Source organism: Cysteiniphilum sp. 19S12-1, from assembly GCF_052030685.1.
Taxonomy (GTDB): Bacteria; Pseudomonadota; Gammaproteobacteria; order Francisellales; family Francisellaceae; genus Caedibacter.
Genome location: NZ_JBQAJM010000093.1, coordinates 1 through 627 on the forward strand (window position 1 = coordinate 1; position 627 = coordinate 627).

At 48.0% G+C, this 627-nt stretch carries 1 rRNA gene; it reads right to left on the bottom strand.

Features of this window, described 5'->3' with window-relative positions:
* Positions 1 to 627, bottom strand: a 23S ribosomal RNA gene (locus ACTS4L_RS11375); the annotation flags it as partial.

The following is a 627-nucleotide window of genomic DNA, read 5'->3' on the forward strand; positions in this document are numbered from 1 at the left end:
CTTCAATTAACCTTCCGGCACCGGGCAGGCGTCACACCCTATACTTCCTCTTTCGAGTTCGCAGAGTGCTGTGTTTTTAGTAAACAGTCGCAGCCACCTGGTATCTGCAACCCCTTCAAGCTCCAGATGTTCATCCTTCACCCTAACGGGGCACACCTTCTCCCGAAGTTACGGTGTCATTTTGCCTAGTTCCTTCACCTGGGTTCTCTCATCGCCTTGGTATTCTCTACCCACCCACCTGTGTCGGTTTACAGTACGGTCAATCATAATCTATGCTTAGAAGGTTTTCCTGGAAGCAGAGCATCAATCTCTTGGCTAAACTCCGAAAAGTTTAGTTCCGTCTCACGCCTCAGATCAACATGTATCCGGATTTACCTAAACACACTACCTACACGCTTTCACCCGGACAACCATCCGCCGGGCAGACCTAGCTTTCTCCGTCTCTCCATCGCAATTACAATCGGTACAGGAATATTAACCTGTTTCCCATCGACTACTCCCTTCGGATTCGCCTTAGGAGCCGACTTACCCTACGTTGATTAACATTGCGTAGGAAACCTTGGGTTTTCGGCCAATAAGAATCTCACTTATTTATCGTTACTCATGTCAGCATTCGCACTTCTGATA